Source organism: Burkholderia sp. Ap-955, from assembly GCF_011753045.1.
Classification (GTDB): domain Bacteria; phylum Pseudomonadota; class Gammaproteobacteria; order Burkholderiales; family Burkholderiaceae; genus Burkholderia; species Burkholderia lata_D.
The window spans coordinates 77,170-100,012 of sequence record NZ_VWWH01000019.1 but is presented as its reverse complement, the minus strand read 5'-3'; the positions used below and the strand labels follow the sequence as shown (position 1 = coordinate 100,012).

Here is a 22,843-nt window from a genome sequence, read left to right as displayed (position 1 = left end):
AACCTGTTACTGTTTTCGGTTCAGTTAAGAACCGGTCGCTCACTCAAAGCTGACAGGAATATGAATCACTTCATAAACCTGACTTACTTTAGTGTGAGACTCTTGATACTTTCGCTATCTGATCCGAAGATCAGCTCGCTTTCATCAAGCGCCCACACTTATCGGCTGTTAATTTTTAAAGAGCATTTCTGCGAGGAACTTCGTGTTTCTCAGCAGCGCTGCGTTTTCAGCAGCAGAGAAGCGAGATTATCAACCGTTTTTTTAAATCCGTCAACAACTTTTTTAACTACTTCGTTGCGACGACTGCGGTTTTATTCCGTTTGCGCTGGAGTCGTTAAAACCGACATCAACAGCACCACTTCTCTTTTTCCCCCGCGCTGCGTTTCCGTTAGCGCGAAAGAGGCGTGATTCTAAGCACCTGCCCCAGTCTCCGCAACCCCTTTTGTGAAATTATTTTGACATGCGGTGCCGGGGGTCGCCGGACCTCTCTAATAGTCTTATATAAGAGACACGGCAGAAGCAGCCTCGGTCGCCCGTGAACCGCCCCGCCGCATCGAGCGCAATCCTCCGCCGCTCACCGCCCCACCATCGCCCTCACTACGCCGTCGCGTCGAATCAGCCCGTGATACAGCGCAGCGGCAAAGTGCGCGAGGAACGTCGCGAAGAACAGATACGCCAGCACCCGGTGCGCGACCCGGAGCCAGGCAAACGTCACCGGATCAGCCGACACCAGCGCCGGCAGCTGCACACCACCGCCCAACGTCACCGGGTACCCGCCTGCCGACAGCATTGCCCACCCGATCAGGGGCATCGCGAGCATCAGCGCATACAGCGCGAGATGCGACCCGCGCGCGGCAACCTTCTGCCACCACGGCAGATCCTCGGGCAATGCCGGCGGCTTCGACAGAACCCGCACCACGATCCGCACGCAAACCAGCACGAGCACGGCAATACCCAGAGGCTTGTGGATCGCCACCAGAAGCGCATGCCGCTCAGAGACAGACGCCACCATACCCACCCCGATGAACAGCATCGCGATGATCATCGCGGCCATCACCCAGTGCAGCACCCGCGCCGGCAAGCCAAACGTCGTCGAAGCCTTCATCACCGTCCCTCCCCACTCAATCGCGCCGCGCCCGCTACCCCGGCCTCTTCACTCGTCCTGCGCAGATACGAATCTGCATAGGCAGCCGACCGCGCCGCCAGCAACGGGTCCCCCGACGCCTGAATCCCCTGCGGCAGCACCGTCGGGTCGTAATTCACATCTCGGCACGGCCCACTGTCCTGCGCCTCCACGCGGTCGAGCACGAGCGTGCCAGCATCGATCGTCGGGCGCTGCGCGGGCCAGACCTTCGTCGCGTCGTCCACCGGGTCGCCTGGCTCCGCCAGCGTGACCAGCAGCTTCCACTTCTGCGGACCGGCCGCGATGCGCTGCGTCACGTCCTGCTGCAACACGTTCGGGTCCGCCGCCGTTGCGACGTCGCCGGCGCCGGCCGTCTGCTCCGGCACGACGCGCCACCGCACCGCCTGGCGCTTGCCCGCCGCGTCGACGAAGTAGAACGCGTTCAATCCGTAATAACTTTCGGTGACGTAGCTCGCGCTCGGTTTCGCACCCTTCACCCATTCGCGGAACGCGGCCGTCTCCGGGTGTGCACCGAAAAACGCCTTCACCTTCGCCGGATCGGGCTTGCCCGTCTTCGGATCGGCTCGCGTCGCCAGCAATTGCGCGTAGAACGCCTGCGGCGTCGCGACCGGAAACACCGGCATCGCGTTCATCCCGGTGCGCCATTGCTCGCCATCGGGCGCGGTGAGCTTCAGCGCGAGGCTGCGGATCGGCACGCTGCTGTCGGGCGCATACGGATTCCCGCCCGGCAACGCGAACCGCCCGACCACCGGCGTGCGCACCGCCTTGAAGAACGGCGCGACCGAATACGCGCTCGCCGCGCCGTTGCCTTCGAAGTAACCGGTCACGCACACGCCCTTCGCGTGATTGCGCCGGAAACCCGGATGAATGCCGCCGCCGGCCGTCTGCAACGTATCGACGATCCGGTGCGGGGTCAGACGCGCCGGCGCAAGCCAGCCGCCGACATACCCAAACGCCACGGCCACGCCGGCCACCGCGCCGCCGATCGCGGCCCAGCGCCACCACCCGCGCCCGGGCTCGCGCTGCGGCGAAGAAGAGGAAGAAGATCGCTCCATATATAGGCTCCCGACCGTCAGGTCATTGTCGAACCCGCGTAGGACGCCGCCCGCACCGCTTTATTCCACGAAAAGTTTTTTCGTATGCTGGTGGAATAAGCGGCGCCGACCGGCGTCCTACGTGGCATCTCGACCCATTCGGCAACCGGCCTAGCCATGCCCTCTACCGCCCTCGACGACGACGCGCTGCGCGAACTCATCCCCCGGCTGCGACGCTTCGCGCTCTGGCTGGCGCGCGACGTCCACGCAGCGGACGATCTCGTCCAGTCGACGCTCGAGCGCGCGCTGTCGCGCTGGACGAGCCGCCGCGACGACGCGTCGCTGCGCAGCTGGCTCTTCACGATCCTGTACCGGCAGTTTCTCGACGGCAAGCGCAGCGCGAAGCGCTACGCGTGGCTGCTTGGGCGCATCCGCGACGACGACGAAGCGCACTGGCCGTCCGCCGAACGCGAATTCGCGGCGCGCGCGACGCTCGAAGCATTCGGCCGGCTCTCCGACGAGCAGCGCAGCCTGCTGCTGCTCGTCGCGGTCGAAGGCTTCACCTATCAGGAAGTCGCCGACCTGCTTGAGGTGCCGATCGGCACCGTGATGTCGCGGCTCTCCCGCGCGCGCCAGGCGCTGCGCCAGTTGAGCGACGGCGAGCTCCCCGCTCCTTCTTTGCGTTTGATGAAAAAATGAACACGCCTCCGAACGAACACGACCTCCAGGCCTATGTCGACGGCCAGCTCGACGACGATGCGCGTGCCGCGGTCGAGCGCTATCTCGCGCTGCATCCTGAACGCGCGGAACAGGTGAAGCAATGGCAGCAGGATGCGCAGCGGTTGCGGGCCGCGCTTGAGAGCGTGCGAATGCCGGCGGACAACCCGGCGCTGGATCCGGCGGCGATTCGCGGCCGGCGGGTGGAGCGCTCGCGGATGCGGTTCGCAATGGCGGCTTCGTTCGTGTTCTGCGTCGGGCTCGGGACGTTCGGCGGATGGCAGGCGCGCGGGTGGAACGCGGCGCCGCCCATCGCGCCGATGAGCGATGCGGTCAAGGCTTATCAGATGATGGTGGTCGATCGGACGGCGAAGGTCGATTACCGGCCGACCGGTGCGGGCGATTTGCAGGGATGGCTCACCAAAGGCGTGGGCGCATCGGCGAAGCTGCCGGATTTGAGTGCGGCGGGGTTCAGGCCGGTCGGTGGGCGGTTGTTCACGACGGACAGCGGCGCTACTGCTGCGATGGTGCTCTATGAGGACGAGGCCGGACGGATGCTGAGCTTCTATCTCCGGCCGGCGGAATCGAAACATCGGCTGTTGCCGGCCGGGCAACGCATGGATGGTGCGTTGCTCGCGCGATATGGATCGGTGAATGGGCTCAACTATGCGGTGGTCGGGCCGGCCGGGAGTCTCGGGGAGAAAGCGGTCGTGCAGGCGCTCGATCAGCAGACTTGAAGTAGCAGGATGCGCGCCCGATTGGCGGTTGGTGGTGGCCGCCAGCGCCTTTGGTGGGGCGGCCCGGCAGGCTTGAACGGGCACATGCTCCCCATTCGAATGCACAGCGTTTCGACTGACTTTCCCTGGCTGTTATTCACATCGAGGCCACGCCGGCGCCCTCACCTTTGGAATCACAGGGTTTCGAGTCGCCGCGGAACAGGATATCCACATCGATCACGGGTAAGCGATCTGGCTTCCAAGGCGGGCTACGATCCTGTCCGTCCAGGTAGAGTCGCCACCGAGACCTGGCTGCCGGCAAGCATCTTGTTCGTCCGGCGCACAAACACCCAGTGCCAAACCCAGAGGAAAACCGCGACGCCGCCAGCGATGGAGCCAATGGTATTGGGTATCAACGAAAGAACCTGGGCAAGACACCACCCGATGCCGCTGATCCGGCCGAACGAGCGCAAACCCGACAGAGCCGGATTGATACGAGACTCCGCTTCCAGAGACTTCGCAACGTTGGAAATAATGAAGAAGTCCTCGATGAAGTTGTAGGGCAAGAGGAACATCAGCCAGACGCTGTTGGGTTCGGCCACACGCGATCCTCGATTGACCGATTTCAGGGTAGTCCTGAGGTCGCTCGCGTAGGCATAGACCAGAGCCAGGAAAACAGCGATGACGACGATGCTTCCGATCGTCCCAAGCACCGCTATTTCGCCGAGAACGCCTCCGTCTTCGGAGGGATAGACAACGGGATAGGCGAGCCCAAAGGCAATGGGGATGCTCAGAATGGCTTTGAGAATGGTCCGTGCAGTTGCGCTCATGTGTCTCGGATGGAATCGGTGCGTTGTCACCGGCAGCATAGCGAACGATCATCCTCGCCGTGCGACTTTGTCCTGCTCTATGCCGCCTTCTCTCGGACGCTAGCCGAGTCGGTGTCTGAACCGCACCGGGAATCGTGGAGTCGAGTTGTATGAAAGTGCAATATCCACGACCCGTGAGGTAACGCGAACGTCCTCGCCGAATTCGCGTACCCTCACCCGTTGAACGCACAGGATTTCGAGTGCGTTGGCTGCTCGATATCCACAAGGCATTCCATCACGACGGATCGCGCGAGCACGCTCCACATCGCCTGCGCTATTCCGGAAAATCCCTGTCAGACAAGACGTTCGGGCTGATTCGCATGGTCGAAGGCATGGCGCTCACCTGTCCGGGGCACAGCGATTCGACTGGTTGGGTGTGCGAGTTGTACACATACGCGCTGTGGACAAGCGCGCGAAACCCGATGCACGCTCCGCATGCACTCCGTTCTCAGGGCTTGCTGCTCTCCGTACAGTCGCGTGCTCGAACACACTGATCGGCTTATCAAGGTCAACATTCGCCGAGATCAGGGCACACGCTCACCTTTTGCCCGCACAGAGTTTCGCATCGTTTTGTGCCGCGGTTATCCACATATGAAGGCTGACCACCTTCATCGTCTCCAAAGTCACTTGTCGAAATCGACAAGCGCAGCAACGAGTGTCTGGCGGTCGGTATCGTCCGCGATCGCGCGTTCCCAGCGATCGGATTGTCGAGCGAAGCCCAGCTGCGTCAGCACATCGGCGGCAGCCATCCCGTCGGTCACGACAACCACGACGTGGCCGGCAATATCCGTCACCAGTATCTCGTCGACCGGTATCTTCATTGATTGCCTCGCCGGTTCCATCCACTGTCATCACCCTGCTTCTTTCACAAGCCATCCGACGATCTTTGCGACGTCCTCGCCGGACAGCTTCCCGACGCGATCGACGAACACTCCATAGTCGAGATCGAACTTCACGTTGAATCGCTCGCCTTTGTAGCGGCAACACAGGACATCGGCTTCGGGCATCGACACGCGTTGCTCGAACACGATGTCGCCCGGGTGTTGCTGCAACCGGCGTATGACAGCATCGATATCAAGTGCGTCGAGCCGGGTCAACGAGGAATCGCTCATCTGTCGTGAGCCTGTGCACCAGGCCTTCGGATCCTGAATGCCGGCGATTCTACAAATACAGCGGCTCGGGCATCGTCCGCTGCCCTCACAGCTCGCCGCTTCGTTCATCCGATCACCGCACGCAGTGCATATCCTGCCCGGATCACAGTCGACGGACTGTGCTTATCCAAAGGTGTTAACAGAGTTCGTATACATACGTAGTGATAGTTAACAAACCCTGTGCCTCACAGTGGATAACGTCCCTAACCCCATGAATTCTCGACGGGAAGCAGAATGCATAACCCTGGGTGCGCGACGTGAACAGCTCCCGGCAGCACAGAACAACTTTTCGTCGATTCACAGCCGCGGCGACATATCCTCAATCGCTCCACTGTGAATCCAGAGGCTTGCCGGATGGTTATCCAGAGGGCAATGTGGATAACATCACAGCGCATCGACGCGTTTTGCTGTGATGCGAACAGGTGAAACCAACGTTCCCGGCATCGCGAGGCAACATCGATCGTCGGCCCTCGCGCACCTCGATTCAAAAAATTTTCACGAAGGGGCTTGTGCTCCTCAAAAACCCTCTCTATAATTCGCGGCTTCTTAGGCTCGTAGCTCAGTTGGTTAGAGCACCACCTTGACATGGTGGGGGTCGTTGGTTCGAATCCAATCGAGCCTACCAACGAACAAATGAAGGGGTCTGGCAGCACAACTTGCCTACAGGCAATGCGGCTCGCCAACATACAAACGCCACGCGGCAACATCGCGTGGCGTTTTTCTTTTTCCGGCCGAAACAACGCATGTCGCCCCGATGCGTTGCGCGATCCGCGGCATCGCATCCTTCCTCACCGACACCTCGATCGGCCATACAACGGCCACTGCGCCGCGCGTAGAATCGTGTGCGCATCGAAGCGGTGGTTCCGACCGTCGCCTGGTTTCCCACACATCAAAACAACGACGCGCGATCCGCGCGACTGAGAGCACACGACCATGTCCGACGTCACGACCGCCACATCATCCGCGAGCAACGACGAGATCGCCGCTTACGTCGGCAAGAAAGCCGCCTGGTTCGAAAAGAAGTGGGAGATCGCCGCGTCGCGAAAGAACCGGCAGTCGTGGAACTGGGCCGCCTGTTTCCTGGGCCCGGTGTGGATGGCATATCGATGCATGTACTGGCAGGCGGCGGCCGTCCTTGGCGCGTCGCTCGCGATCACGCTGGTCGAGCTGCTGTTCTTCCCGAAATACTTCGAATCGAGCACGCTCGACCCGGTCACCATCGGGATCGCGGTCACGCTCGGCTGGTGCGGGAACAGCCTCTACAAGACGCACGTCGAACGCAGGATCGAAAAGCTGCGCCCGAGCGCGACGTCCCGCGAATCGTTGCTCGCGCTGTTGGAAGCGCAGGGCGGCACTAACTGGCTCGCGGCCGCCGGTTTTGCGATCGCAACGCCGTTGCTCGGCTTCCTGATCTACATCGTGGCCGGGACGTATTGATCGCAGGCGCCGGCGGCCGGTAAAGCAGGGCGGCAGGGCGAAGAAACCGGTCGCGTCGCGGCCGCGCACGCGCACGGCACCCGACGCGTGATCCCGCCGCACTCAATGCAGATGCTTCAACTTGTCAGGATTCCGCACGACATAGATCGCGACGATTTTCCCGTCCTCGATCTCGAGCGCCGTGGTCTGCAGCTCGCCGTCCGCTTCTTGCGTAACGAAACCCGGCAGCCCGTTGATGAACCCCGCACGCACGAGCTTCGACGCATGCGTGGCGAACAGCCTGGCCAGGTACTCGTGCACCTTCATCACACGCTCGAAGCCGAGCACCGGTATGCCCGCGGCCGGGCGCTTGCCGCCGCCATCCGCGTGCAGGCTCACGTCCTCGGCGAGCATCGCGCCGAGCGCGCGCATGTCGCCGCTGCGTGATGCCGCAAAAAACGCCTCCGCCAATTCGATCCCGCGCTGCTTCTCGACATGGAAGCGCGGCCGCGCCTCGCGCACATGCGTGCGGGCCCGCGCGGCGAGCTGCCGGCACGCGGCCGGGTCGCGCTGGATCGTCGTGGCCACTTCGTCGAACTCGAGGCCGAACACGTCGTGCAGCAGGAACGCCGCACGTTCGAGCGGCGAGAGCCGTTCGAGCGCGAGCAGCAGCGGCAGCGTGACGTCGTCCTGTTCGTCTTCCTCGACGACCGGCTCGGGCAGCCACGGGCCGACATAGGTCTCGCGCTGGTGCCGTGCGGACTTCAGCTGGTCGAGGCACATGCGCATCACCATGCGGCGCAGGAACGCTTCAGGCACGCGCACCTCGGTGCGGTCGACGTCCATCCAGCGGATGAACGCCTCCTGCACCATGTCCTCGGCATCCGCGACGGAACCGAGCATCCGGTACGCGACGCGGATCAGCGTGCGACGCAGCGGGTCGAAGCTCGCCGCCGCATCGGCCCGTGCTTCGGCGCTGCCGGTGGCCGGGTCGAGGTTCGGCATCAGGCCACCATCTTCGCGGCGGCGGCCTTTGCGTCGGCCGGCTCGATCCACAGCCCGAAGCCGACCGCGAGCCGGTTCCAGCCGTTGATCACGTTGATCATCAGCGTGAGTTTCACCTGTTCCTCCTGGCTGAAGTGGTCGTTCAGCGCCGCGTAGGCCGCTTCGTGCGCCGCGTGGCCCTCCGACAGTCGCGTGAGTGCGTCGGTCCAGCCGAGCGCCGCGCGTTCGCGGTCGGTGTAGCAGGGCGCTTCGCGCCACGCGGACAGCAGGTAGATGCGCTGCTCGGTTTCGCCTTGCTCGCGCGCTTCGGCCGTGTGCATGTTAATGCAGTTCGCACATGCGTTGATCTGCGATGCGCGGATCTTGACCAGCTCGACCAGCGTCGGCTCGAGGCTCTGCGCGGCGGCGACCGAGACGGTCATCCAGTCCTTCATCAGGGCAGGCGCGGCGGCAAACGGGTTGAGTTTCGCAGTCATGGTCCTTCTCCTTTCGTGTGGGTTCCGGTGATATGACGAGCGAGCCCCCCGCGCGTGTGACATCGACGCAAAATTTTTTTCGAAGCCGGCGAGCGGATCGACGTGGAAGGCCGCAGGGCAACGGCGGGCAGGGTGCTCGTCGAACGCAATGAACGCGGCGAGCATGCTCCGCGCGCCCGTGCTGGTCAGACGATTCCGCATTCACGTCCTGGAGACGATCACGGCCGCGCGAACGTCCGCGGCGTGCGTCGATCACAACGGCCGACGCATGCCCCTCCGCATGCCCCTCGATACGCGCTGATGTCAGCAATTGGCAGGTGATCGGTTGCTTTCATTTACATTTATCTGCCGTTTCGTCCGCATCTCGATCTGCAACATTCACATTTCTGGCCCATACTGTTCTGCACGGGCAGATGAAGTGACGCCGCATCCGCGGCCCGGCGCGCGCGCCGGCTGCCCGACGACGCAGCAGCAGGTCGCACGTCAGCCGCGCGCATCACGCGCAAGGCTTTCCTTTTTCCGGCAACACGCAACGCAGCGAATCGCGACGTGGACGGTAAACCGATGAGCCTCCTTGCATCACAGCTTCAGCGCCGTTACCAGGACGTGCGCGCCCATAGCGTCGCGTTGACCGCGACGTTGTCCGCCGAGGACCAGGCCGTGCAGTCGATGCCCGATGCCAGTCCGACGAAATGGCACCTCGCGCATACGACCTGGTTCTTCGAAACCGTCGTGCTGATGCGACGCGTGCCCGGCTACGCGCCATTCAACGCGGCATTCCAGTTCCTCTTCAATTCCTATTACGAAGCGCTCGGCCCGCGCCATCCGCGGCCGCAACGCGGGCTGCTCACGCGCCCGTCGCTCGACGAGGTGCATGCTTACCGGCAATACGTCGACGACGCGATGCTCCGCGCGCTGGCCGGCGCCGATGCGGCGTTGCTCGAGACGATCGCGCCCGAGCTCGTGCTTGGCCTGCATCACGAGCAGCAGCATCAGGAGTTGATCGTCACCGACATGCTGCATGCGTTCTCGTGCAACCCGCTGAAGCCGGCATTCCGGCCACGCAACGGGACGGACACAGGCGCGATGGCCGCGGGCGACGCCGGCGCGCAGCACTGGCTGCATCAGCCGGGCGGGCTCGTCGAGATCGGCCACGACGGCGAGGCGTTCTCGTTCGACAACGAACGGCCGCGCCATACGGCGCTCGTGCGGCCGTACGAGATCGCGAACCGCCTGGTGACCAATGCGGAATTCGCGGCGTTCGTCGCCGATGGCGGCTATACGCGCCCCGAGTTCTGGCTGTCGGACGGCTGGGCCACGGTGCAGCGGGAAGGGTGGCAAGGGCCCGCGTACTGGATGCCCGACGACGACGACGCGGCCGCCACGCGCGTGCGGCGCACGTTCGGCCTGCACGGCGTCGAGCCGCTCGCACCCGACGCGCCGGTGTGCCACGTGAGCTTCTACGAAGCGGCCGCGTATGCGGAATGGGCCGGCGCGCGCCTGCCGACCGAATTCGAATGGGAAGCCGCGTTCCCCGCCGAAGGCATCCGGCAGATGCTCGGTCACGTGTGGCAATGGACGCGCTCGTCCTACGAGCCGTACCCGGGCTTTCGGCCGCTCGTCGGGGTCGCTGCCGAATACAACGGCAAGTTCATGGTCGGCCAGCAAGTCCTGCGCGGCAGCAGCATCGCGACGCCGCCCGGGCACGAACGGCCGACGTACCGCAATTTCTTTCCGCCGGCCGCGCGCTGGCAATTCACGGGAGTGCGACTTGCGCGAGACGTCTGACCGGACGGCCACGAGCGGTGGCCAGCAACCCGCCCGCGATTCGCGGCCGAGCGCGTTCGAGCGCGACCTGATCGACGGGCTGTCGCGTACGCCGCGCAGCATTCCGCCGAAATACTTCTACGATGCGGCCGGCTCCACGCTGTTCGATCGCATCTGCGAGTTGCCCGAGTATTACCCGACCCGCACCGAGCTCGGCATCCTGCGCGATCGCGCAGCCGAGATCGTGCGGCGAGTCGGCCCGCATGCGGAACTCGTCGAATTCGGCGCGGGCTCGCTCGAGAAGATCCGCGTGCTGCTCGACGCGTTCGCGGGCAACTATGCGAACGCGCCGGCGCGCTACGTGCCGGTCGACATCTCGGCCGACTACCTGCACGGCGCCGCCGCGCGGCTGCGTGCCGCGTATCCGTGGCTCGACGTCGCACCGATCGCAGCCGACTACACGAAGGCCGAGCAACTGGCCGAGCTGACCGCGACACCGGCGCGGCGCATCGGCTTCTTTCCCGGTTCGACGATCGGCAACTTCGCGCCGGAAGAAGCCGATGCGTTCCTGCGCGATGCCGCGCGGCTGCTGCGTGGCGGCGGCTTGCTGGTCGGCGCGGATCTCGTGAAGGACGAGCGCACGCTGCACGACGCGTACAACGATGCGCAGGGCGTGACCGCGCAGTTCAACCTGAACCTGCTGGTGCGCGCGAACACCGAGCTCGGTGCGGATTTCAACGTCGACGCGTTCTCGCATTGCGCGTTCTACGACAGCGTGCGGCAGCGCATCGAGATGCATCTCGTCAGCGACATCGCGCAGACCGTGCACGTACGCGGCCACGCGTTCCGCTTCGATGCCGGCGAACGCATCCACACCGAGAATTCGCACAAGTTCACGATCGACGGCTTCCATGCGATCGCGCGCCGCGCAGGATTCGCGCCCGATACCGTGTGGACCGACGCGGACAACCTGTTCAGCGTGCACTGGCTGCGCAGCGTCGACGATATCCGCGCGTGATGCGCGCTTGCGGACCGCTCGCATCAAGTGCGGGCGGTTCGCTTTCGGCGTATCCAGGCACGCGCCTGCGTGTGTCGATTGCGCGGGTTCGTGCCGAAAATCCCATCTTTACCGGTCCGATGCACCGCTGCAACGATGTTTGGAGTGCCGCCTCTTCCTTGTCCCGCAAGGCTTTGCGGGAACCCGTAAACGCCCGTTACCTGTCTCGCATACCCGTTTCACCTGTGTCAGCGTCCGGTGCCTAGACTCCGAACCGTATTCACATGACGCACGACACGTGCAGGGAGTCGCGAGATGAACAAGAAACTCATTCTCGGTGCAGTTCTCGGTGTAGCGGCGCTGGCAGCTTCGGGCGTCGCATCGGCCCACGTCGACCTGTCGGTCGGCATCGGTGTACCCGCCTACGCGGCACCGGCGCCCGTCTACGTGGCGCCGCCTCCGCCCGTCATGTACGCGCCGGTCGGCTATCGCGACGACGGTTGGCGTGACGACGGCTGGCGTCGGCGCGAATGGCGCGAACACGAATGGCGTCGCCATGAATGGCGCGAGCACGAGTGGCGCGATCGCGGCGGCTGGCGTGGCGGCCGCTGGGATTGAGCGGAGCGGCTCGACTTGATCGCCACACGAGGAGAATGAAAACATGATGCCCATTCGACACATCAGGCTGGGTGCCACCGCGGCCATCGTTGCGCTTGCCACCATCGGCAGCGCGCACGCGGCGGGCTGCATGAAGGGCGCGGTGGTCGGCGGTGTGGCCGGCCACTATGCGGGGCACCACGCGGTCGTCGGCGCGGTTGGCGGCTGTATCGTCGGCCACCACATGGCGAAGAAGCAGGCGCAGGAGCAGGCCGCGCAACACAAGGCCGCTGCGCAGGGCATGCAGCCGGCGCAGTAGGCATCATCGTTACCGGGGCGGCGCTGCGGCGCCGCGCCCGCCTGCCTCGTTCCCCCTCCACGCACGATCCGGATTGATCCGACGAATGCGCGCCGCGCGCATCGTTACGATCATTTACAACGTCGCGTGGCGCGAATCTGGCGCATTCATAGAATGCAGTCACACGAACGCGCTCCAGGGAGCACAAGATGAAACAGCAACGATATCTGTCCGTACTGACGGCCGCGCTGCTCGCGCTCGGCACGGTGTCCGCGTATGCCGCAGCCGGCGGCAATGGCGGTGGAAACGGTGGTGGTGGCGGTGGCGGCGGTCACGGTGCAGGTGGTTTGGGCGGCAATGCCGGCGGCATGTCCGCCGGCCACATGAGTGGCCAGGCGATGAGCAACTCGAACGGCATGCACGCGGGCGACCGCGACAAGGGCCTGTCGCGCGCGGCCGACCGCTCCGACACGATCGCCGATCGCGCCGGCGCGCAGCCGGGCCGCGGTCACACGCACGGACATGCGCATGGCCACACCACACACGCGTCGACGTCCACGCATCATTCGCATCACCACGCATTCGGCCGCACGCTTTAAGCGCAGCGTGCAAACGTGATGGAAGGGCGCTTCGGCGCCCTTTTTCCATGGCGGGAATGCAACGCGGCTGTCGCGCGAAAACATCGTGCCGACCCGATTTGCAACCAGCCGTAACCGCGCCTCAAACGGGCGCGCCTACGGATCGCTTACACGCGGTTAACAGATGGGAAATCGGCGCGAGGCGCGCGCATCACGAGTGCGCCCCGGCCGCGTCCGGAAAGCCGATAAAAAAGGGCGGCTCACAACGCCGCCCTTCGTCTTATCGCCCGGCGCCCGCCAGCGGCGCCGCAGGTTCGAACAACGCATCCGCCTGCCTGACGCGCACGAAGCGCGCCGCGCCGTCGCCGTCCACCAGCGCCCGGAAATGCGCTTCGCCGCACGCGAGCTTCGCGCGCTCGTGCTCGCTCGGCACGTGGCCGTCCGCATTCGGCGTATCGACGACGAAGTACAGCCGCTCGCCGCCGTCCTGTTCCGCGAGCACGGCCCAGTCCGGGTGATAGCTGCCGAGCGGCGTCTGCACGCGGAACCACGCGGGCAGCTTCGCGTACAGCTTCACGCCGTCGTGCGCCTCGAGCGCATCGGCGAACGCGCGCTCCGCGTCCGTCTCGCACACGACCGCCTCGTGGATCGACTTTTGCGCATCCGGCCGCAGGTTACGCAGATAGCCGGTCAGCGCTTCGTTCTCGAACGATTCGAGCGCATGCACATGACGCTCGCCGAGCTTGTGGTACGCGATGCCCGCGACGAGCGCAAGCCGCTTGCAGCGGTTGATCGCATCGGCCGCGACCGCGATGAACTGCTGCGGATTCACGCGGAAATCCTCGAGCCGGCCGCTGTCGGCCAGGATCGTCGCCAGCGAACGGCGCGTGAGCTGCGTGCGGTCCTGCAGCTCGGTGAGCAGGTCGGGCAGCGGCAGCTCGCCTTCGTCGAGCAGCACCGTGCCGGCGCCGGCCACCTCGATCGCCTCGATGCCGGCCTTGCCGATGTCGATCTCGGCCTTGCGCCACTGCAGCCGTGCGCGCGCGATGTCCGGCGCGTCGTGCAGCGCGGCCGCGCAGTCACGCACGAGCTTCGCGTTGTCGAACTCGACGCGGTACACGGTGCGATGGCGGATGCGGTCCCACAGCGCGCGGAAATCCTCGCCGAACACGACGGCCTTGCCCGACGCATCGCGCCGCAGCGCGATCGCACGGCGCTCGTCCGCGTTGCGCACGGCGAAGCGGCCCGACAGCTTGCGCAGCGTCGCGACGATCGGTGCACGCAGCATCTCGAACGCCTCCGGCAGCACCAGCGCGCTCTGGCGCAGCGCATCCTTCAGCCGGTCGAGCACCTTGCCCTGCGCATCGACGTAGCCTTGCGCGTGCAGGTGGTTCCACAGCACGCGCGACAGCTCGACGCCGAGCGCATGCGCGGGCCCGTCGCCTTCCTGTACGGGCAGCGCCGCGAACTGGTGTTCCTCGACGATGCCGAAACGGATGCCCGTATCGGCCTCGATTTCCTTCTGCAGGTTCTCGGCGAACGACTCGTAGCGCTCGGTCGCGATCACGGTGAGCGTGTTCACGCCCGGATCGCGCACGCGTTCGCCGTCCTGGTCGACGGCGAGGCGCAGCCCGCGGCCGAGCGTCTGGCGGCGCTCGCGTTCGGTCTGTATGTCGCGCAGCGTGCAGATCTGGAACACGTTCGGGTTGTCCCAGCCTTCCTTCAGCGCCGAGTGCGAGAAGATGAACTTCAGCGGCGTGTCGAACGACAGCAGCGCTTCCTTCTCGCGCATGATCAGGCCGTACGCGCGCTCCGCGTTCTCGCGGGCCGCGGCGCTGCTTTCGCTGGTGTCGGTCCAGCCGCCCTTGCGGTCGATCGAGAAGTAGCCGTTGTGCGCGCGCTCGACTTCGAGCGCGACGTCCACGCCGTCGAACAACGCACGGTAGGCCGGCACGCGCGCCGCGCGTGCATATTCCTCTTCGAAGATCAGCGCGTAGTCGCCCTTCACGGGCATGCCGTTCTCGTCGTAGCGGCGGTAGCGCTCGACCGAGTCGACGAAGAACAGCGACAGCACCTTCACGCCGCGCTCGGCGAGGCGCAGCTCCTTGTCCAGATGCTCGCGGATCGTGCGGCGGATCATCTCGCGCTGCACGGCGAGCGTGTCGATGTCGCCGAACGCCTCGCCGAGCGACAGGAACGCCTCGCCTTCCGGATGGCGCAGCTCGACGTATTCGGCGCCCTTCACCGCATGGACTTCGCCGATCCGCAGCCCCGCGTACAGCGCGCGCTTGGTCAGGCGTTCGAGATCGTCGCCGTCGGTGGCGGTCACGATCTGGCGTTTCACGCCGGCCGTCGTCGCGACGTCGAGCTCGATGCGCGCGCTGATCGCGCCGCGCCGGTTCGACACGCCCACGAGCCGCACGTACGGCTTGTTGTGCGCATCCTCGACGATCGCCGACGCGATCTCGATCTGCTTGACCAGCTTGCGCTCGTACGCGTCGACCGCGTCGAGCCGGTACACCATGTGGTGACGGTCGACGTGCGTGGCCGAATAGCGCAGCGTGCAGAGCGGCGCCATCGCGGCGAGCGCTTCGCGGCCACGGCCTTCGAGCCCGCCGTCGACGCTTTGCGGCTCGTCGACGATCACGATCGGCCGCGTCGCGCGGATCAGGTCGATCGGCTTCTCGCCGCCGGTCTTCTCGCTGTCCTTGTAGAGGTTGTTGATTTCCTTCTTGTTGATCGCGGCCACCGTCATCACCATGATCTGGATCGCCGCGCTCGCCGCGAAGTGGCGCACCTGGCCGAGCTTCGCGGAGTCGTACAGGAAGTAGTCGTACGGCACGCCCGCGTACAGTGCGCGGAAGTGATCCTCGGTGATCGCGAGCGTCTTGTGCACGCCTTCCTTGATCGCGATCGACGGCACGACGATCACGAATTTCGTGAAGCCGTAGCGGCGGTTCAGCTCGAAGATCGTGCGCAGGTACACGTAGGTCTTGCCGGTGCCGGTCTCCATCTCGACGGTGAAGTCGCGCGAGCCGGGCAGGCCGGACGGCGGCAGCCCGCCGCGCAGCTGCACGTCGGCGAGATTGCGCGCGAGCGCGTCGTCGGTCAGCGACAGCCGGTTGCCGACGCCTTGCTCCGACACCGCGAAGCCGAGCGAGCCTTGCGCGGCGGCCGTTGTGCCGGGCGCGGCGTTCGCGAGCACGCTGAAATCGCCGCGATACGATTCCTGGCCGCGAAACAGGTCGCAGACGGCGTCGATCGCCTCGCGCTGGTAGTCGAGATCCGCTTCGAAATGCAGCCGCATCACAGGCTCCGCACGCGCTTCACGCCGTGCTGTTCGAGCAGCGCGGCGAGATTGAGCTTCGCGACGTCGTCGACGAAGCCGCTGTCGCGGAACAGGCACGTGACGTCGTGCGTCGTGCCAGTCGCATCGAGCAGGTCGACGATGCCGTCGGCGAGCGGGCCCGCGTCGTCGCGTGCGATGCGTGCATCGAAGCACGCGACGATCGAGCGGCCGATCAGGTGCACGGTCTTGCCGGCCACCTGGTGATGCTCGACCGGCGTGCACAGGTCGAGGCCGAGCTTCAGCGTCAGCTCGGCGAGCAGGTCGTCCTCGGTGCGGCCGGTCTTCACGTGCTCGACGGACGCGAAGAGCGCGTGGTCGAAGTCGTCGCGGCGCGGGTCCCACTCGATCACGTTGGTCGTGTCGAGCCGGTACACGCGGAAGCCGAGGTCGCCATAGCTTTCCGGATAGTCGCGCGCGACCTGCTGCGCGGCGCGGCGCAGGCGTTCCTTCGTGATTTCGGCGAGCGTCAGCGGCTTCTTCAGCTTCCCGCAGAAATCGGCAGCGGCCGTCTGAGTCTTGTCGCGGCGGTCGAGCGCCTCGGGCAGTTGCACGAGGATGTAGCGGCGCGCGCCGCCGTCGGTCGCGTTCACCTGCATCACCGCGTGGCCGGTCGAGCCGGAGCCGGCGAAGCAGTCGAGCACGATGTCGTCGCCGCGCGTGCACCAGCCGATCACGGCCGCCGCGAAATCGACCGGCTTCGGCAGGTCGAACGGGATGCCGAGCGTCTTCAGCAGCGCATCGTCGGAGCCGGCGAACGGCAGCACCGACGGCACGTTCTCGTACATGTTCTCGTCGAGGTAGTAGATCCGCTGCGGCTGCGTGGTTTCATCCGGGCCGAATTCGATCTGGCCGCGCTCGATCAGCGCCTGCATCGTCGCGGGCGGGTTGCGCCAGCCGCGCGCCGGCATCGCGCACGGCTTGCCGGTGACCGGGTGGATCAGCGGCGTGAAATACTCGTCCGGCGCCTTCTTCTTGTTCGGCCACGCCATCGACACGAGGCGGTACACGCGGCCTTCCGGCGACAGTCGGTCGTACATCACTTCGCCGCCGGACAGGTTGGTCTGCGCCTTCATCCACGCGCGGTACGCCTTCTGCGCATCCTTCGGGTTGCCGCTGCGGTACACGGCGTCGTGCGCGGCGTCCAGCATGCGCTGCGCATTGCGTTTCGGACGCTTGAGCGGCGCGCGCTCGAGCAGCGTCTCGGCGTTGCGCGCGAACAGCACCAGCGATTCGTGCTGGTACGCGACGCCGCGCGCGTCGCCCTTCGGGTTGCGCTTGTCCCATACGGCCACGCCGAGCTCGTTCTCCTCGCCGAAGATCTCGCGCAGCATCAGCACCAGCGCATGCACTTCATGCTCGTCGATGTGCACGGCGATCAGCCCTTCGTCTGACAGCAGCGCGTGCGCGAGCTTCAAGCGCGGATACATCATGTTCAGCCAGTCGGTGTGGAACCGGCCGTTCGCCTCGGTGTTGGTGCTGCGCTTCACGCCGCCCTGGGTCTGTCCGGTCATCGCCAGGTAGTGGCGGATGCTGTCGCTGAAGTCGTCCGGATAGACGAAATCGCTGCCCGTGTTGTACGGCGGGTCGATGTAGACGAGCTTCACCTTGCCGGCGTAGCTCTTGTGCAGCAGCTTCATCACGTCGAGGTTGTCGCCCTCGATCACCAGATGGCGCGTGTCGTCCCACGCGACGCTGTCGTCGGGGCAGGGCCGCAGCGTGCCCGTCGACGGCGTGAGCGCGGCCTGGCGCGCGCTGCGCTTGCCGTGCCAGTGGAAGCCGTAGCGCTCGTCGGCGTCGCCGACCGTGCGGTCGCCGACCAGCGCCTTCAACACGTCGACGTCGACCGACGCGCCGTCGGGGCCTTCGGTCACGAGTTCGGGGAACAGCGCCTTCAGGCGCGCGACGTTGTCGGCGGTGAAATCCGTCGACATCGCCTGCGGGCTGGCCGCATCGAGTTTCTGCATCGTCTTTTCCATCGGAGCCCGGCCGCGCGCGCCAGGACGTCGGGCGTGCTCACGGCACCGGCGGCAATGGCCGCCCGGGCAAACCCGAAACGCTAGCGAGTCGGTCGGCGCAGGTCAAGCACCGATGTGAGGCGATCGTGCGGGCATCGGCCGCGATTGCCCGCCGGACGGGCCGCAAGCGGCTTCGGGCCGGTTTTCGGATGGCCGGCCGGCGGGTGCCGGGCGAGCGTCCCGGGCGCACTCGGGAAAGGACGAAAAAAAGGGCACGGTCGGCGCCAGGCGCCGGCGTGCCCGCATGGAGAATCCCGGACGGAGGGTGCGGCGGGGCCCGTCGGGCCCCGTTTCAGGTCAGAAGCGCGTGCGGATGCCCGACGTCAGTTCGAGCTGGTTCTTCGCGCCGAACGTCGACGACACCGTGTAGCCGCCATGCAGCTTCATGTAGTCGCCGGCCAGGTAGACCTCGGTGCGCTTGCTCAGGTGGTAGAACACCGACCCGTAGATCGTCTCCTTGAAGCCGTTGGCGACGCCGTTGGTCAGGCTGAACGCGCCGAGGTTGGCGTTCGGCGTGAAGCCGTCCGCGTTGTTCGCGGCGTTCTTGATCCGCATCTGCTGGTAGCCGAGCTCGTAGTCGAGCGCGCCCTTCGGCGCGATCTTCATCGACACCGTCCACGAATCGTCGTGACGCTGGCCGAGCGGGCCCTGGTCGCCGTTGTAGCGGAAGTAGCCGGCATTCAGGCGCACGATGTCGAACGTGTAGTTGCCGCCGACCGAGAACGTCTGGTTCCGGAAGCCGTTGTGGTTCACGTGGTTGTAGAAGCCCGACACGTTGAACGGCCCGCCGTTGTAGCCGAGCGCGGCCTGATACGCGGAGCCGGTCGCGAACGACGTCGAGTTGCTGAACTGGTAGCCGGCGCTCGCGAAGATGCCGTTGCTGAACAGCTTCTTCCACGCGACGCCGTTGTTGTAGCGCGTGCCGGTCGGGCCGGCCGCGTAGAAGATCATCTGCTTGAAGTTGTTCGAGTTGGTCCAGCCGCCTTCCTCGGTCGTCAGCTTCGCGGAACCGTACGCGTCGCCGTAGATTGTCGCCGCGTCGCGCGCGATCGTGTTCTGGAAGCCGGCCGTCAGCTTGCCGAAGCGCTCGTCCTCGACGCCCACCCACGCGTCGCGGTCGAAGATCTGGCCTTCGTCTTCCATCTGGCCGTTCGCGACGACGAATTCGCTTTCGAGGCGGAAGATGATCTTCGTGCCGCCGCCGATGTCTTCAGCGCCGCGCAGGCCCCAGCGGCTGCCGCTGAACCACGGTTCGCCTTCATTGCCCATCCCGATCACGTGTTTGCCGTTCGCGTCGGCGTGGGTCCGGTAGGTCGGAAAGCTCAGGTCCATCAGGCCGTAGAGCTGCACGCTCGACTGCGCATGCGCCTGGGTGCCGGCGCACAGGCCAGCCGCCGCGATGGAAAGGGCAAGGGTTTTTCGTTTCAAGATCGTCTCCTCCGAGCTGCCGCATTGGAATCTGGTCGTTGGCAGTACGCAATGTATGCCGACTCTTGCCGGCCACAGCGAGAGGGCCGACGCGTAGCATCGTAGAGGGGGGAATCCTTCACGACGCTTTCCCGGAGGAAAGAATCGGATCGGTGAAAACACCGAACGCGCAATAATCGCGGATCGGGCAGGCAGGCGGAAGCAGGCAAGCCGGGGGCGCCGGCATGCGTCGATGACGTTCGTGCTGCGAATCGGTATTCAGGGCTCGCAGTGGGGCCCGTCAGTCCTGCGTGCTCTTCATCCGCAGGATGTAACCCAGCCCGCGCAGCGTGATGATCTCGGCCGTGCTGCCCGCGAGATGCTTGCGCAGCCGGTGAATGTAGATGTCGATCGCGTCGGCGCTTGGCTCGTCGTCGAGCGCGAACACGCTGTCCATCAGGCGGGCCTTCGACACCGTCTTGTTCTGCTGCAGCATCAGCGTTTCGAGGATCGCGTGCTCGCGGCGGCGCAGCGCGAGCACCGTTTCGCCGCAGCGGAATTCGCGCGTGCCGAATGCATAGACGAGATCGCCGCACACGAGCTGCGTCGTGCCGACGCCAGCCTGCCGGCGGATCAGCGCGCGGATGCGCGCCACCAGCTCGCGCGATTCGAACGGCTTCACGACGTAATCGTCGGCCCCCGCGCCGAAGCAGTCGACCTTGTCGTCGACCGAGCCGTGCGCGGTCAGCATCAGCACCGGCACGTTGTCGTTGCGGCGCCGCAGCCGCGCGAGCACTTCCTTGCCGCTGATGCCGGGCAGGCGCATGTCGAGCAGCACCGCGTCGTAGCGTTCGGTCTTCAGCACCGTGTCGGCGCGCTCGCCGTCGCCGACGGCATCGACCGCGAAATCCTCGCCGCGCAGCAGGTTCACGATCCAGTGTGCGAGCTCGGCGTTGTCTTCGACCAGCAAAAGTTTCATGACGGCGTTCTCTTCAATCGAAAGCGGGCAACCGCACGGTTACGACGATACCGCGATTGCCGGCCCCCGGCGCAAGCGACGCGCTGCCGCCGTGCGCCTGCGCGATCTCGCGGACGATCGCGAGCCCGAGGCCCGAGCCTTCGGTGTCGGCCGACACGCGGTAGAACCGCTTGAACACGTGCGGCCGTGCTTCGGCCGGGATGCCGGGGCCGTTGTCGACCACGTCGAGCACGACCGCGTCGCCGTCGCGGCGGGCGCAGACCGTCACGCAGCCGCCCGGCTGCGTGTAGCGCACCGCGTTGTCGACGAGGTTCATCACCAGCGCGGTCAGCAGGCTGTCGCTGCCGGCGACGTCGAGCCGTTCGCCAAGATCAGCGCCGAGATCGATATTGCGCCGCTGCGCGAGCACGATCGTCTCTTCCAGCACGCTCGACACCACGGCCGCAAGATCGACGCGATGCGTGAGCAGCGTCGACGGCGTCGCTTCCGCATGCGCGAGCAGCAGCAGCTTGTCGGTCACGTCGGCCATCTTGCGGCTGCTGCGCTGCATGCTGTCGAGCACCGACGCGAGTTCACGATCGTCGTTGCCGCGCTGCTGCGCGTACTGGATCTGCGTGTCGAGCACCGCGATCGGCGTGCGCAGCTGGTGCGCGGCATCCGCGATGAAGCGGCGCTGCGTGGCCGTATGCGTGTTCAGCCGCGCGATGCACTGGTTGATCGCGTCGACGATCGGCCGTAACTCGTGCTGCAGCCGCTCGGGGCGGATCGGCTCCAGCTCCATCGGCCCGCGGTCGGCCACGTCGTCCTTCAGCTTCATCAGCGGGCGCAGCTCGAGGGTGAGGCCGAGATAGACGAGCACCACCGCAAGCACCAGCATCAGCGACAGGCGCACGAGCTGCGGCCGCCAGATCGTCGCGACCATCGCGCCGTACGAACGCGTCGTCTTCGCGACGACCACCGTCACCGTCTCGATCTGCCCCTCGTCGTACAGCTGACGGTCGTAGGCCACCGCGCGCAGCGGCACGCCGTCGAGCGACGTATCGTACAGCGTCGGCTCGATGGCGTGCCGCGCGGGCAGGTCGAGCGCAGGATTGCCGGCGAGCAGGCCGTCGTGGCCGTCGATCACCTTGTAGAACACCGAGTCGCGCGACGGCGATTCGAAGATCTCCAGCGCGGCGGGCGGCACGTCGGCCGCCGGCCGCCCGTTGCGCCATTCGACGTCCTCGCCGATCGTGCGCGCGGACGCGACGAGCGCGCTGTCCTGCACGAGCGCGGCCGTGGTCCGCGCGGTGTCGTACGACATCGCGCCGGCGATCAGCACGAACACCGCGAGCGGCAGCAGCAGCCACCACAGCAGCCGCCCGCGCAGGCTGTGCGCCATCCTGTTGCGCTCCTTCTCCGAAATGCCGAACCGCGCCGGGGTCGCCGGCGCGGTCGGAGGTGTCATGTCAGGCGCCGGCCGGCGGCGTTCAGAACGCCGCGGGGCGCCACTTCAGCAGCCGCTTCTCGATCCGCGTCAGCAGATAGTCGGCGGCCAGCGCGACCACGGCCAGCACGATCATCGCCGCGAACACGCCGCTCGCGTTGAACGCGCCCTGGGCGGTGGAGATTAGCAGGCCGATGCCCTGTTTGGAACCCAGGAATTCGCCGACCACCGCGCCAACCAGCGCGAAGCCGAAGCTCACGTGCAGGCTCGCGAGAATCCAGCTCAGCGCGGACGGGATCACGACCGACGTGGTGATCTGCCGGCGCGACGCGCCGAGGATCTGCGCGTTCGCGATCAGGTAGCGGTCGGCTTCGCGCACGCCCTGGAACGCGTTGCCGAACACGACGAAGAACACCATCACGACGGCCAGCGCGATCTTCGACGCCATCCCGAGGCCGAGCGCGATCACGAACACCGAGCCGAGCACGACGCGCGGAATCGAGTTCGCGATCTGGATGTACAGGCCGAACACGTCGGCCATCAGCTTGTTGCGGCCGAGCACGATCCCGCAGATCACGCCGGCGACCGAGCCGATCAGGAAGCCGATCGTGGTTTCCTCGAGCGTGACCCACACCTGCGTGAGCAGCGGGCCTTGCGACGTGCCGTTCACGAACCAGTCCTGGATCTGCGCGAAGATCAGCGTCGGCTGCGAGAAGAAGAACGGATCGATCCACTTCAGCCGTGCGGCGAGTTCCCACCCGCCGAGCACGATCACGAGTACGGCGATCCGCAGGCCGATGATCAGTTGCCGGCGGCGGCGCAGGCGGGTTTGAGCGGCGCGCGACTCGTCCTCGAGCGTCGTCGCCGGAAGGGCGGTGGGGGGAAGCGTCATGTCGGTCATG

General features: G+C 65.8%; 22 protein-coding genes and 1 tRNA gene. 10 read left to right on the top strand and 13 right to left on the bottom strand.

What is annotated here, in order from left to right; all coding sequences use genetic code 11:
* The coding region (locus tag F3J15_RS37570) for a hypothetical protein (RefSeq protein ID WP_205190803.1) at positions 1–408 on the top strand (408 nt) is incomplete at its 5' end.
* Between the two features lie 166 nt (positions 409–574).
* On the opposite strand, the gene F3J15_RS13950 is transcribed toward F3J15_RS37570, so the two are convergent.
* Both F3J15_RS13950 and F3J15_RS13945 read right to left on the bottom strand, forming a co-directional pair.
* The gene (locus tag F3J15_RS13950; RefSeq protein ID WP_166891703.1) at positions 575–1,105 is read right to left on the bottom strand and encodes a cytochrome b; all 531 of its coding nucleotides are present in this window, start codon (positions 1,103–1,105) and stop codon (positions 575–577) included.
* The gene (locus tag F3J15_RS13945) at positions 1,105–2,199 is read right to left on the bottom strand and encodes a catalase family peroxidase (protein ID WP_166891701.1); all 1,095 of its coding nucleotides are present in this window, start codon (positions 2,197–2,199) and stop codon (positions 1,105–1,107) included. Before F3J15_RS13945 ends, F3J15_RS13950 begins: the two co-directional genes overlap by 1 nt.
* A gap of 156 nt (positions 2,200–2,355) precedes the next feature.
* Between F3J15_RS13945 and F3J15_RS13940 the strand changes: the two genes are divergently transcribed.
* Both F3J15_RS13940 and F3J15_RS13935 read left to right on the top strand, forming a co-directional pair.
* Entirely contained in the window at positions 2,356–2,877 is a 522-nt protein-coding gene (locus tag F3J15_RS13940) for a sigma-70 family RNA polymerase sigma factor (protein WP_021162275.1), read from the top strand.
* Positions 2,874–3,632, top strand: coding sequence for an anti-sigma factor (locus tag F3J15_RS13935; protein ID WP_166891699.1), 759 nt, complete (start codon positions 2,874–2,876; stop codon positions 3,630–3,632). The genes F3J15_RS13940 and F3J15_RS13935 overlap by 4 nt, the downstream gene beginning before the upstream one ends.
* A gap of 248 nt (positions 3,633–3,880) precedes the next feature.
* On the opposite strand, the gene F3J15_RS13930 is transcribed toward F3J15_RS13935, so the two are convergent.
* The 3 genes from F3J15_RS13930 to F3J15_RS13920 all read right to left on the bottom strand — a co-directional run bounded on the left by F3J15_RS13930 (position 3,881) and on the right by F3J15_RS13920 (position 5,592).
* Positions 3,881–4,441, bottom strand: a complete 561-nt coding sequence (locus F3J15_RS13930) for a hypothetical protein (protein ID WP_240159074.1) — start codon at positions 4,439–4,441, stop codon at positions 3,881–3,883.
* A gap of 662 nt (positions 4,442–5,103) precedes the next feature.
* Positions 5,104–5,301, bottom strand: coding sequence for a hypothetical protein (locus F3J15_RS13925; protein WP_240159072.1), 198 nt, complete (start codon positions 5,299–5,301; stop codon positions 5,104–5,106).
* A gap of 30 nt (positions 5,302–5,331) precedes the next feature.
* Positions 5,332–5,592: a hypothetical protein gene (locus tag F3J15_RS13920; RefSeq protein ID WP_166891695.1), complete on the bottom strand. Its 261-nt coding sequence runs from the start codon at positions 5,590–5,592 to the stop codon at positions 5,332–5,334.
* 587 nt (positions 5,593–6,179) lie between these two features.
* On the opposite strand from F3J15_RS13920, the gene F3J15_RS13915 reads away from it, so the two are divergent.
* Both F3J15_RS13915 and F3J15_RS13910 read left to right on the top strand, forming a co-directional pair.
* Positions 6,180–6,256, top strand: a tRNA-Val gene (locus tag F3J15_RS13915).
* A gap of 308 nt (positions 6,257–6,564) precedes the next feature.
* Positions 6,565–7,068, top strand: coding sequence for a DUF2628 domain-containing protein (locus F3J15_RS13910; RefSeq protein WP_166891693.1), 504 nt, complete (start codon positions 6,565–6,567; stop codon positions 7,066–7,068).
* A 102-nt stretch (positions 7,069–7,170) separates the two neighbouring features.
* Here F3J15_RS13910 and F3J15_RS13905 read toward each other — a convergent pair whose 3' ends face one another.
* On the bottom strand, positions 7,171–8,052 hold the full coding sequence (locus F3J15_RS13905; protein ID WP_166891691.1) for a sigma-70 family RNA polymerase sigma factor: 882 nt from the start codon (positions 8,050–8,052) through the stop codon (positions 7,171–7,173).
* A complete protein-coding gene (locus F3J15_RS13900; RefSeq protein ID WP_166891689.1) occupies positions 8,052–8,528 on the bottom strand; it encodes a carboxymuconolactone decarboxylase family protein in 477 nt (158 codons plus the stop codon). The genes F3J15_RS13905 and F3J15_RS13900 overlap by 1 nt, the downstream gene beginning before the upstream one ends.
* Positions 8,529–9,092: 564 nt before the next feature.
* Between F3J15_RS13900 and egtB the strand changes: the two genes are divergently transcribed.
* The 5 genes from egtB (at position 9,093) to F3J15_RS13875 (ending at position 12,786) form a co-directional block, all read left to right on the top strand.
* A complete protein-coding gene (gene egtB / locus F3J15_RS13895) occupies positions 9,093–10,316 on the top strand; it encodes an ergothioneine biosynthesis protein EgtB (RefSeq protein ID WP_089444706.1) in 1,224 nt (407 codons plus the stop codon).
* On the top strand, positions 10,300–11,313 hold the full coding sequence (gene egtD, locus F3J15_RS13890) for an L-histidine N(alpha)-methyltransferase (protein ID WP_089483152.1): 1,014 nt from the start codon (positions 10,300–10,302) through the stop codon (positions 11,311–11,313). The genes egtB and egtD overlap by 17 nt, the downstream gene beginning before the upstream one ends.
* Before the next feature lie 294 nt (positions 11,314–11,607).
* Positions 11,608–11,910, top strand: a complete 303-nt coding sequence (locus F3J15_RS13885) for a hypothetical protein (protein WP_069246721.1) — start codon at positions 11,608–11,610, stop codon at positions 11,908–11,910.
* Positions 11,911–11,953: 43 nt separating this feature from the next.
* On the top strand, positions 11,954–12,208 hold the full coding sequence (locus F3J15_RS13880; protein ID WP_089444709.1) for a hypothetical protein: 255 nt from the start codon (positions 11,954–11,956) through the stop codon (positions 12,206–12,208).
* A gap of 188 nt (positions 12,209–12,396) precedes the next feature.
* On the top strand, positions 12,397–12,786 hold the full coding sequence (locus tag F3J15_RS13875; RefSeq protein WP_166891685.1) for a hypothetical protein: 390 nt from the start codon (positions 12,397–12,399) through the stop codon (positions 12,784–12,786).
* A 259-nt stretch (positions 12,787–13,045) separates the two neighbouring features.
* Here F3J15_RS13875 and F3J15_RS13870 read toward each other — a convergent pair whose 3' ends face one another.
* The 6 genes from F3J15_RS13870 to F3J15_RS13845 all read right to left on the bottom strand — a co-directional run bounded on the left by F3J15_RS13870 (position 13,046) and on the right by F3J15_RS13845 (position 22,842).
* Positions 13,046–16,072: a DEAD/DEAH box helicase family protein gene (locus tag F3J15_RS13870; protein WP_166891682.1), complete on the bottom strand. Its 3,027-nt coding sequence runs from the start codon at positions 16,070–16,072 to the stop codon at positions 13,046–13,048.
* On the bottom strand, positions 16,072–18,090 hold the full coding sequence (locus tag F3J15_RS13865) for a site-specific DNA-methyltransferase (RefSeq protein ID WP_089444712.1): 2,019 nt from the start codon (positions 18,088–18,090) through the stop codon (positions 16,072–16,074). The genes F3J15_RS13870 and F3J15_RS13865 overlap by 1 nt, the downstream gene beginning before the upstream one ends.
* A 336-nt stretch (positions 18,091–18,426) precedes the next feature.
* Complete coding sequence (locus tag F3J15_RS13860) at positions 18,427–19,557, bottom strand: porin (protein WP_069246726.1); 1,131 nt, start codon at positions 19,555–19,557, stop codon at positions 18,427–18,429.
* A gap of 280 nt (positions 19,558–19,837) precedes the next feature.
* Complete coding sequence (locus F3J15_RS13855; protein ID WP_069246727.1) at positions 19,838–20,515, bottom strand: response regulator; 678 nt, start codon at positions 20,513–20,515, stop codon at positions 19,838–19,840.
* 13 nt (positions 20,516–20,528) lie between these two features.
* A complete protein-coding gene (locus F3J15_RS13850; protein ID WP_166891705.1) occupies positions 20,529–21,896 on the bottom strand; it encodes a sensor histidine kinase in 1,368 nt (455 codons plus the stop codon).
* A gap of 88 nt (positions 21,897–21,984) precedes the next feature.
* Complete coding sequence (locus tag F3J15_RS13845) at positions 21,985–22,842, bottom strand: ABC transporter permease (RefSeq protein ID WP_089444714.1); 858 nt, start codon at positions 22,840–22,842, stop codon at positions 21,985–21,987.
* Between the last annotated feature and the right edge of the window lies 1 nt (position 22,843).

Bases quoted from the DNA above. Each gene is read 5' to 3' on its own strand.
- F3J15_RS13950 (WP_166891703.1), bottom strand. From the start codon at position 1,105: ATGAAGGCTTCGACGACGTTTGGCTTGCCGGCGCGGGTGCTGCACTGG.
- F3J15_RS13945 (WP_166891701.1), bottom strand. From the start codon at position 2,199: ATGGAGCGATCTTCTTCCTCTTCTTCGCCGCAGCGCGAGCCCGGGCGC.
- F3J15_RS13940 (WP_021162275.1), top strand. From the start codon at position 2,356: ATGCCCTCTACCGCCCTCGACGACGACGCGCTGCGCGAACTCATCCCC.
- F3J15_RS13935 (WP_166891699.1), top strand. From the start codon at position 2,874: ATGAACACGCCTCCGAACGAACACGACCTCCAGGCCTATGTCGACGGC.
- F3J15_RS13930 (WP_240159074.1), bottom strand. From the start codon at position 4,441: ATGAGCGCAACTGCACGGACCATTCTCAAAGCCATTCTGAGCATCCCC.
- F3J15_RS13925 (WP_240159072.1), bottom strand. From the start codon at position 5,301: ATGAAGATACCGGTCGACGAGATACTGGTGACGGATATTGCCGGCCAC.
- F3J15_RS13920 (WP_166891695.1), bottom strand. From the start codon at position 5,592: ATGAGCGATTCCTCGTTGACCCGGCTCGACGCACTTGATATCGATGCT.
- F3J15_RS13910 (WP_166891693.1), top strand. From the start codon at position 6,565: ATGTCCGACGTCACGACCGCCACATCATCCGCGAGCAACGACGAGATC.
- F3J15_RS13905 (WP_166891691.1), bottom strand. From the start codon at position 8,052: ATGCCGAACCTCGACCCGGCCACCGGCAGCGCCGAAGCACGGGCCGAT.
- F3J15_RS13900 (WP_166891689.1), bottom strand. From the start codon at position 8,528: ATGACTGCGAAACTCAACCCGTTTGCCGCCGCGCCTGCCCTGATGAAG.
- egtB (WP_089444706.1), top strand. From the start codon at position 9,093: ATGAGCCTCCTTGCATCACAGCTTCAGCGCCGTTACCAGGACGTGCGC.
- F3J15_RS13885 (WP_069246721.1), top strand. From the start codon at position 11,608: ATGAACAAGAAACTCATTCTCGGTGCAGTTCTCGGTGTAGCGGCGCTG.
- F3J15_RS13880 (WP_089444709.1), top strand. From the start codon at position 11,954: ATGATGCCCATTCGACACATCAGGCTGGGTGCCACCGCGGCCATCGTT.
- F3J15_RS13875 (WP_166891685.1), top strand. From the start codon at position 12,397: ATGAAACAGCAACGATATCTGTCCGTACTGACGGCCGCGCTGCTCGCG.
- F3J15_RS13870 (WP_166891682.1), bottom strand. From the start codon at position 16,072: ATGCGGCTGCATTTCGAAGCGGATCTCGACTACCAGCGCGAGGCGATC.
- F3J15_RS13865 (WP_089444712.1), bottom strand. From the start codon at position 18,090: ATGGAAAAGACGATGCAGAAACTCGATGCGGCCAGCCCGCAGGCGATG.
- F3J15_RS13855 (WP_069246727.1), bottom strand. From the start codon at position 20,515: ATGAAACTTTTGCTGGTCGAAGACAACGCCGAGCTCGCACACTGGATC.
- F3J15_RS13850 (WP_166891705.1), bottom strand. From the start codon at position 21,896: ATGGCGCACAGCCTGCGCGGGCGGCTGCTGTGGTGGCTGCTGCTGCCG.
- F3J15_RS13845 (WP_089444714.1), bottom strand. From the start codon at position 22,842: ATGACCGACATGACGCTTCCCCCCACCGCCCTTCCGGCGACGACGCTC.